The organism is Nonomuraea aridisoli, assembly GCF_003236395.1.
In the GTDB taxonomy this organism is placed as follows: Bacteria; Actinomycetota; Actinomycetes; order Streptosporangiales; family Streptosporangiaceae; genus Nonomuraea; species Nonomuraea aridisoli.
In genome coordinates this window covers 1-7,258 of sequence record NZ_POUD01000378.1, presented here as the reverse complement: position 1 = coordinate 7,258, position 7,258 = coordinate 1, and the positions used below count along the sequence as shown (strand labels likewise).

Genomic DNA, 7,258 nt, shown 5'->3' with positions numbered 1-7,258 from the left:
CCGCCGACGTGGCCGCCGCCATCCGCGCCCGTCTCACCCCGGGAGCCTCTTCAGGCGCCTCCCGGGACGCCGATCCTCTCCGCGCCCGCCTCACCGCCGCGGACTCCCCGAACACCGAAGCCACCTCCACCCCACAGGACCGGACCCTTCAGGACCCGCCCCGAAGCAACCCGGCGGCAGTGCCCGCCCCTCAGGACCGGCCTCTTCGGGACTCGGCCCCAAGCGGCCCGGCGGCGGCGCAGGACCCCGCTCCTCATGACCGGACCCTTCGGGCCCCTCTCCCTCAGGGCTCTGCCTTCCCGAGCGACTCTCCTGCGGCGCGGCCCGACCCGCAGGAGTCCGATTCACGGGATCTCACGTCCGCCTCTGGTGCAGGCGTTCGGCCTCGTGGGGGTAGGGATTCTCGGGCGCCGGGTCGGCGAGGCGGTGGGCGGCGGGATTCGGCGCGGCGTGTGCGGCGGAAGAGGTGGGCGATCGTGGGCGCGGTGGTCGTCACGGTCATCGCCGTCACGGCGGGCACGCCGCAGGGGCGGGAAGCCGTGGTGCGGATCCTCCGGTTCGCGGGCGTCGAACTGCGCGTCAGCGACACTCCGGGCCCGGCGATCACCGCCACCGCCCCGCTGCCCGGCGAACGCACCGTGCCCCCGTCCGGGCAACCCCGGACGTTCCAGGTCAAGACCCCGGCCGCGCTGGGCGACCCCGAACGCGTCACGGAGGCCGACGGCGGCAGGGTCGTGTCGATGTTCTGGCCGGACGGCATCCGGCTCGACCAGTTCGACGGCGCCCTCGACCCGATCTTCTTCAAGAAGCTGACCCCGCTGCCCGACTACACCGAGGTCTCCGGCCGTACCGCGTGGTGGATCCCCGGCGAGCACCCGCTCGGCTACCTCAGCCGCGAGGACGGCACCGAGATCCCCCTGCGCCAGGCCGCCCCCACCCTCATCTGGCAGGACGGCACGCTCAACTACCGCCTGGAGGGCGTGCGCACGATGGAGGAGGCCGTCAGGATCGCCGAGTCACTCAGGTGAGGCCAGCCAGTCGTCGATGCCCTTGAGCAACTCCTTGCGCACCGACTCGGGCGCCGCCGACGACCGTACGGACTGGCGGGCCAGCTCCGCCACCTCCCGATCGTCGAACCCGTAGACATCGCGGGCCAGCTCGTACTGCCGCAAGAGCCGCGTCCCGAACAACAACGGGTCGTCGGCGCCCAGCGCGATCGGCACCCCCGCGTCGAACAACCGCCGCACCGGCACCAGCTCGGCGTTCTCGGCCACCCCCAGCCCCACGTTGGACGTCGGGCACACCTCGCAGCAGATCTGCCGATCGGCCAGCCGCCGCATGAGCCAGTCGTCCTCCGCCGCGCGCACACCGTGCCCGACGCGGTCGGCGCCGAGGTCGTCGACGCACTGCGCCACGCTGCGCGGCCCCATCAGCTCGCCGCCGTGCGGCACCGCCAGCAGCCCGCCGCGCTTGGCGATCCGGAACGCCCGCTCGAAATCCCTGGCCTGCCCGCGCCGCTCGTCGTTGGACAGGCCGAAGCCCACCACGCCCTTGCCGGCGTACTGGGTGGCGAGCCGGGCGAGGGTGTTCGCGTCGAGCGGATGCCGGGTGCGGTTGGCCGCCACGATCACCGCGATGCCGATCCCCGCGTGCTTGGCGGCCTGCTCCACCGCGTCCAGCACGAGCTCCAGCGTCGCCGTCAGACCGCCGAAGCGCTGGGCGTACCCCGAGGGGTCGACCTGGATCTCCAGCCACCGCGAGCCGGCCGCCACCTCGTCCTCGGCGGTCTCGCGCAGCAGCCGGTAGACGTGCTCGGGCCGGGTCAGCACGGACCTGGCGATGTCGTACAGCCGCTGGAACCTGAACCAGCCGCGCTCGTCGGTGGCCCGCAGCCGGGGCGGCCAGTCCTCCTCCAGCGCGTCGGGCAGGTGCAGCCTTTGCTCCCTGGCCAGCTCGATCAGCGTCGAGTGCCGCATCGAGCCGGTGAAGTGCAGGTGGAGATGTGCCTTGGGAAGCGCGTGCAAGGGCCTTGCCATCCGCATATCTTGCCACCTGGACCCCGCCGGGTCGGCCCTTTCGCAGGTCACCGGCGACCAAGCGAACGCATGGTATGGACGTCCCCAAGATTGGGGATCAAGGAGGAATGATCGCCGAGGGGCAGAACATCGGGCAGGGACGTCGCGCGGCGCTCGCGGCGCTGGCTTTCGCGGTGACGGCACTCATCATCTACGCGTTGTTCTCCTCCGGCTTCGGGCGCCCGCCGCGTGTCGCGATGGAGACGCCCCCGCCGGCTCCGGTCCCGACGGCGTCCCCGGCCCCGTCGCCGGACCGACCGGCCGCCGCCGGAGCGGCGGAGCCGAGCCCGATCGCGGTCGTCTCCGACCGCTTATGGCTGACGTACCTGCCCCGCGGCCTCGAACGCGGCGGCGGCGGCACGATCGAGCCCGCCCCGGGCGCCGAGGGCGTCCGCGCCCGCTACACCTCCGCGACCGGATTTGTCGAAGTCCAGGTCGAACACGGTACGGTGGCCGCCGACTGGGACGGCTTCCGCGAACGGGTCACCGTGCGCGACTCCCGCGCCACCACCGTGCGGGGCAGGCCGGCCGTGGTCGGCAGGCACCCCGACGGCGGGCGCGTGATCGCCTGGCTCGAACGCCCCGGCACGGGCGTGTGGATCCGGGTCAGCGACTCGCTCAGCGACGAACTCGTCCGGATCGCCGCCTCCGTTAGGGCTCCTGTAGGAGACTAGGGAGCCTTTCCCGGAAACCACTCGCGTACGGGGGGACGATGCGGCGGCCGGCGGCGATGCTCGTCATGTGCGTGATGGCCCTGCTCACGGCCTGCGGCGGCGGTCACGCGACGCCGCGCCCCGAGGTCACCTGGGCGGCGCCCACCCCCGACGTCACCCGCGAGGGCGTCACCCTGTCGTGCGGCGGCTCCGACGTGCGCCTGCCCGCCATCTCCGGCCTGGAGCAGGCGGGCTCGTTCGCCCGCCTCGACTCGCTCAGGCGCCCGCTCGAGGTCAAGGGCAGGATCTGGAAGGAGAACGACGAGCGCGTCTACGTCGGCGTCGTGTGCGGCGTGCGCAGGGCCGAGCAGTTCGCCACGCTGGTCCCCAGGTCGCGGCTGACGCTCTACGAGGGCAAGCCCGCGCTGCGCTGGACCACGCGCACGGGCGTGCACAACTTCATGTGGCTGGAACGGCCGGGCACCGCCGTCTACATCGGTGCGACACCCGGCCTGGCCACCGAGATGACGCCGATCGCGAACGACATCACCTCGGCCTGAGCTCAGCGGGCCTCGGCGAGCAGCTTGCCCAGCCGGCTGACGCCCTCGACCAGGTCGTCGTCGCCCAGCGCGTACGACAGCCGGAAGTAGCCCGGCGTGCCGAACGCCTCGCCCGGCACCACCGCGACCTCGGCCTCCTCCAGGATCAGCTCCGCCAGCTCACCGGACGACTGGGGCCGCCGGCCGCGCAGTTCCTTGCCGATCAGCTCCTTGACCGAGGGATATGCGTAGAACGCCCCCTTCGGTTCCGGGCACAACACGCCCGGGATCTCGTTCAGCATCCGAACGATCGTCTGCCGGCGCCGGTCGAACGCCGTACGCATCTCCGCCACCGCCGACAGGTCGCCGGTCACCGCCGCCAGCGCCGCCATCTGCGCGACGTTGGAGACATTGGAGGTGGCGTGAGACTGCAGGTTGGTCGCCGCCTTGACCACGTCGGACGGGCCGATGAGCCAGCCCACGCGCCAGCCCGTCATCGCGTACGTCTTGGCCACGCCGTTGAGGATCACGACTCGGTCGCCCAGCTCGGGCACGGCCGTGGCGATGCTGGTGAACTCGGCGCCGCCGTACACGAGGTGCTCGTAGATCTCGTCGGTGACGACCCACAGGCCGTGCTCGGCGGCCCAGCGGCCGATCGCGACGGTCTGCTCGCGCGAGTAGACGGCGCCGGTCGGGTTGGACGGAGAGACGAACAGCAGCACCTTCGTCCGCTCGGTGCGCGCGGCCTCCAGCTGCTCGACGGTCGCGAGGTAGCCGGTCGTCTCGTCGGTCACGACGTCGACCTGCACGCCCCCGGCCAGCTTGATCGCCTCGGGGTAGGTCGTCCAGTACGGCGCCACGACCAGGACCTCGTCGCCCGGGTCGAGCAGCGTCGCGAACGCTTCGTACACGGCCTGCTTGCCGCCGTTGGTGACGAGGACCTGCGAGGCCTCCACCGCGTAGCCGGAGTCGCGCCGCGTCTTGGCGGCGATGGCCTGCTTGAGCTCGGGCAGGCCGCCGGCGGGCGTGTACTTGTGGAAGCGCGGCTCGCGGGCCGCCTGGACCGCCGCCTCGACGATGTAGCCGGGCGTCGGGAAGTCGGGCTCGCCCGCGCCGAAGCCGATGACCGGGCGCCCGGCGGCCTTCATCGCCTTGGCCTTGGCGTCCACGGCGAGCGTGGCGGACTCGGAAATCGCGGAGATTCTGGCGGAGATGCGGGGTCGGGTGGACATGTGTCCATGCTCCCACGAGGGTCCCGTACGCGTGTGACCTGGGCGATCGGATTCGAGTTCGACGTAGCGGGGAATCACCCGTATGCTTTCGCCTGGTCCTTCCGCCTCAAGTCGCTGAGCGGTTCGGTCCGGGCAGTGAGTCGATCAGGGTAGTCTGGTCTACGACATAGGGCACTGGCGCAATTGGTAGCGCACCGGTCTCCAAAACCGGCGGTTGGGGGTTCGAGTCCCTCGTGCCCTGCGAGTGCGGTCCGCGCAATAATTGGCGTGTAAGCGCGCCGCAAAACTGCGTTGGATACGACAGATCAGGTGAGGACTGTGGCGATCGACACGCGCGGCGAGACCGCGGACAAGCCCAGTGGCGAAAAGAAGACGCGCACTTCTCCTGCCCTCTTCTACCGGCAGGTCGTCAACGAGCTTCGCAAGGTCATCTGGCCGACACGCAAGGATCTCATCACCTACACCACGGTCGTTCTGGTATTCGTCCTGATCATGGTCGCGATCGTGTACGGGCTCGACAGTGCCCTGGGATGGGCGGTCCTCCGGATCTTCGGCTGACCGAGACGCCGCCGGTGCACGCCTGACGGAGTCGCCATTCGATTCGACGATACGACGAAAGAGGAAGAGTCACCGTGTCCGAGTCTTCAGTTCCGGCGGAGGACCCCCGCGACGAGTGGGGCGACGAGCTGGAAGAGGCCACTGAGGAAGCCGCCGAGGCGGCTCTCGAGGAGGCCGAGGTCGCGGAGAGCGACGAGGCTGCCGAAGAGGCGCCCGCCGTCGAGGACGGTGCCGTTCTTCCCGACGTCGACCCCGTCGAGGAGTTCAAGACGTCGCTGCGCGGCCAGCCCGGTGAGTGGTACGTCATCCACTCCTACGCCGGTTACGAGAACCGCGTGAAGTCCAACATCGAGAGCCGCAACGTGTCGCTCAACATGGAGGACTACATCTACCAGGTCGAGGTGCCGACGCACACCGTCCAGGAGTTCAAGAGCGGCAAGAAGGTGCCGGTCAAGGAGCGGGTGCTGCCCGGCTACGTGCTGGTGCGCATGGAGCTGACCGACGAGTCCTGGGCCGCCGTGCGCAACACGCCCGGTGTGACCGGCTTCGTGGGCCTGTCCAACAAGCCGAGCCCGCTCAGCCTCGACGAGGTCGCCAAGCTGCTGGCGCCCGAGCCGAGCGAGGAGACCAAGAAGGCGGCGGCCAAGACGACCGCCGGCCCGACGGTCGAGTTCGAGATCGGCGAGTCCGTCACGGTCATGGACGGCCCGTTCGCCACGCTGCCCGCCTCGGTCAGCGAGATCAGCCCCGAGTCGCAGAAGCTCAAGGTGCTCGTCTCGATCTTCGGCCGTGAGACGCCGGTCGAGCTCTCGTTCAACCAGGTCTCGAAGATCTAAGACGATCACATACACTTAGACGTTCGGTCGGCCGCCTCTCGCGAAGGGCGGCCGCCGACATGTCCGGGCCGCGCCCGCGGGCCGGACGGCATCGCTATCAGGACCCGGAGAAGGACACATGCCTCCGAAGAAGAAAATCGCCGCTCTGGTGAAGGTCCAGCTCCCCGCTGGCCAGGCCACCCCGGCGCCGCCGGTGGGTACCGCCCTCGGTCCCCACGGCGTCAACATCATGGACTTCGTCAAGCAGTACAACGCCGCGACGGAGTCGCAGCGGGGCAACATCATCCCCGTTGAGATCACCATCTTCGAAGACCGCAGCTTCACCTTCGTCACGAAGACGCCGCCGGCGCCCGAGCTGATCAAGAAGGCCCTGGGTCTCGACAAGGGCAGCGCGGTCCCGCACCGCGACAAGGTGGGCAAGCTCAGCCGCGAGCAGCTGCGCAGCATCGCCGAGACGAAGATGCCCGACCTCAACGCCAACGACATCGAGGCGGCCGAGAAGATCATCGCCGGCACCGCCCGGTCGATGGGCATCACCGTCGCCGAGTAAGACCTTTCCCAGAAGTCGTGGGAGGGCCGCTCACCGGCCCGCACACCACTAGGAGTCAAGAATGCAGCGCAGCAAGGGCTACAAGGACGCGTCGGTCAAAGTCGACCGCGACAAGCTCTACACGCCCGTAGAGGCCGCGAAACTGGCCAAGGAGACGTCGACCACCAAGTTCGACGCCACCGTGGAGGTCGCGCTCCGCCTGGGCGTCGACCCTCGCAAGGCCGACCAGATCGTGCGCGGCACGGTCAACCTTCCGCACGGCACCGGTAAGACCGCCCGGGTCCTGGTCTTCGCGACCGGTGACCGTGCCGAGGCGGCCCGCGAGGCGGGTGCCGACATCGTCGGCGCCGACGAGCTGATCGACGAGATCGCCAAGGGCAACCGGCTCAACGAGTTCGACGCCGTGGTGGCCACGCCCGACCTGATGGGCAAGGTCGGCCGCCTCGGTCGTGTGCTCGGCCCGCGTGGCCTCATGCCCAACCCCAAGACCGGCACGGTGACGCCCGACGTCGCCAAGGCCGTGACGGAGATCAAGGGCGGCAAGATCGAGTTCCGTACCGACCGGCAGGCCAACCTGCACTTCATCATCGGCAAGACGTCGTTCGACGAGCGCCAGCTCGTGGAGAACTACGCCGCCGCGCTCGACGAGGTGCTGCGTCTCAAGCCGTCGGCCGCCAAGGGCCGTTACCTGAAGAAGGTCACCTTCTCCACGACGATGGGCCCGGGCGTCCCGGTCGACCCCAACGTCACCCGCGGTCTCACGACCGAGCTGGAGAGCTGACCCTCCACCCAGCCCCGAAAGGCCCCCACCCGGT

9 protein-coding genes and 1 tRNA gene are annotated in these 7,258 nt (G+C 70.1%); 8 read left to right on the top strand and 2 right to left on the bottom strand.

Annotated elements, in window-relative coordinates:
• Window positions 1-476: 476 nt before the first annotated feature.
• Window positions 477-1,028, top strand: a complete 552-nt coding sequence (locus C1J01_RS44515) for a hypothetical protein (protein WP_146615959.1) — start codon at window positions 477-479, stop codon at window positions 1,026-1,028.
• Here C1J01_RS44515 and C1J01_RS44510 read toward each other — a convergent pair.
• Complete coding sequence (locus C1J01_RS44510) at window positions 1,017-2,036, bottom strand: adenosine deaminase (protein ID WP_111185051.1); 1,020 nt, start codon at window positions 2,034-2,036, stop codon at window positions 1,017-1,019. The two genes, C1J01_RS44515 and C1J01_RS44510, sit on opposite strands and share 12 nt — an antisense overlap.
• 107 nt (window positions 2,037-2,143) lie before the next feature.
• On the opposite strand from C1J01_RS44510, the gene C1J01_RS44505 reads away from it, so the two are divergent.
• Entirely contained in the window at window positions 2,144-2,749 is a 606-nt protein-coding gene (locus C1J01_RS44505) for a hypothetical protein (RefSeq protein ID WP_111185049.1), read from the top strand.
• Window positions 2,750-2,787: 38 nt separating this feature from the next.
• Window positions 2,788-3,288: a hypothetical protein gene (locus C1J01_RS44500; RefSeq protein WP_111185048.1), complete on the top strand. Its 501-nt coding sequence runs from the start codon at window positions 2,788-2,790 to the stop codon at window positions 3,286-3,288.
• 2 nt (window positions 3,289-3,290) lie between these two features.
• Here C1J01_RS44500 and C1J01_RS44495 read toward each other — a convergent pair whose 3' ends face one another.
• Window positions 3,291-4,499, bottom strand: coding sequence for a pyridoxal phosphate-dependent aminotransferase (locus C1J01_RS44495; protein ID WP_111185047.1), 1,209 nt, complete (start codon window positions 4,497-4,499; stop codon window positions 3,291-3,293).
• Between the two features lie 168 nt (window positions 4,500-4,667).
• On the opposite strand from C1J01_RS44495, the gene C1J01_RS44490 reads away from it, so the two are divergent.
• The 5 genes from C1J01_RS44490 to rplA all read left to right on the top strand — a co-directional run bounded on the left by C1J01_RS44490 (window position 4,668) and on the right by rplA (window position 7,224).
• A tRNA-Trp gene (locus C1J01_RS44490) sits at window positions 4,668-4,740 on the top strand.
• Window positions 4,741-4,817: 77 nt separating this feature from the next.
• Complete coding sequence (gene secE / locus C1J01_RS44485) at window positions 4,818-5,057, top strand: preprotein translocase subunit SecE (RefSeq protein WP_181449309.1); 240 nt, start codon at window positions 4,818-4,820, stop codon at window positions 5,055-5,057.
• A gap of 74 nt (window positions 5,058-5,131) precedes the next feature.
• On the top strand, window positions 5,132-5,893 hold the full coding sequence (nusG, locus tag C1J01_RS44480; protein WP_111185045.1) for a transcription termination/antitermination protein NusG: 762 nt from the start codon (window positions 5,132-5,134) through the stop codon (window positions 5,891-5,893).
• Between the two features lie 118 nt (window positions 5,894-6,011).
• The gene (gene rplK / locus C1J01_RS44475; protein ID WP_111185044.1) at window positions 6,012-6,443 is read left to right on the top strand and encodes a 50S ribosomal protein L11; all 432 of its coding nucleotides are present in this window, start codon (window positions 6,012-6,014) and stop codon (window positions 6,441-6,443) included.
• A gap of 61 nt (window positions 6,444-6,504) precedes the next feature.
• Window positions 6,505-7,224, top strand: coding sequence for a 50S ribosomal protein L1 (gene rplA / locus C1J01_RS44470; protein ID WP_111185043.1), 720 nt, complete (start codon window positions 6,505-6,507; stop codon window positions 7,222-7,224).
• Window positions 7,225-7,258: the final 34 nt, after the last annotated feature.

Coding starts and splice junctions, on each gene's coding strand:
- C1J01_RS44495 (WP_111185047.1), bottom strand. CDS start 4,499: ATGTCCACCCGACCCCGCATCTCCGCCAGAATCTCCGCGATTTCCGAG.
- C1J01_RS44510 (WP_111185051.1), bottom strand. CDS start 2,036: ATGGCAAGGCCCTTGCACGCGCTTCCCAAGGCACATCTCCACCTGCAC.
- rplA (WP_111185043.1), top strand. CDS start 6,505: ATGCAGCGCAGCAAGGGCTACAAGGACGCGTCGGTCAAAGTCGACCGC.
- C1J01_RS44505 (WP_111185049.1), top strand. CDS start 2,144: ATGATCGCCGAGGGGCAGAACATCGGGCAGGGACGTCGCGCGGCGCTC.
- rplK (WP_111185044.1), top strand. CDS start 6,012: ATGCCTCCGAAGAAGAAAATCGCCGCTCTGGTGAAGGTCCAGCTCCCC.
- C1J01_RS44500 (WP_111185048.1), top strand. CDS start 2,788: ATGCGGCGGCCGGCGGCGATGCTCGTCATGTGCGTGATGGCCCTGCTC.